This window comes from Methylophaga sp. UBA5088, from assembly GCF_002414625.1.
Classification (GTDB): Bacteria; Pseudomonadota; Gammaproteobacteria; order Nitrosococcales; family Methylophagaceae; genus Methylophaga; species Methylophaga marina.
Map to the genome: position 1 here is coordinate 1 of NZ_DIAC01000013.1, position 534 is coordinate 534.

Sequence of the window (534 nt, forward strand, 5' to 3'; positions counted from 1 at the left end):
ACGGCCCTTAGCGACGGTGGTTATCGGCGGTATTGTGTCATCCACCTTACTTACCCTTATTGTACTACCGGCTTTATACCACTTAGTACATCATCGTAACCGTTAGATAAAAATACAATCAGGGCTGAATGGTTAGCCCTGATTGTATTATGGGTAAAAGTCCTGCTTTTACGCAGGCAAATATCGCTGGCGTAGCATGTGTTCTCATCGTTAGAGTTGATGTATGTCACTGACATATAAATAAAAAGGAGAGAGAAATGCAACTACACCAATTTAATGATCAACACATCCACTGGCAACGACTTGAGGTGTTCGACAATTTTCAATATTCGGTGTTGGATGTTGATCGGGACAATAAAGTGGTAGAAGTGCTATTTAAATTCGCAGCCAATGATCCCATCGTGTTACATCGCCACTGTGCGGTTAATCACACCTTTGTTTTTCAGGGGGAGCACTGTCTGTATCATGCTGATGGTACCTTAAAAGAAAAACGTCCAACCGGCTCATATACCATAAGCCAAGCTGATAATGAGC

General features: G+C 42.3%; 1 protein-coding gene and 1 pseudogene. Both read left to right on the plus strand.

Going from position 1 to position 534, the window contains the following annotated elements:
- The coding region (locus B4K20_RS16980) for an efflux RND transporter permease subunit (RefSeq protein WP_414683359.1) at nt 1-106 on the plus strand (106 nt) is incomplete at its 5' end.
- A gap of 151 nt (nt 107-257) precedes the next feature.
- Nucleotides 258-534, plus strand: a pseudogene (locus B4K20_RS01910) (regulator); the annotation flags it as partial.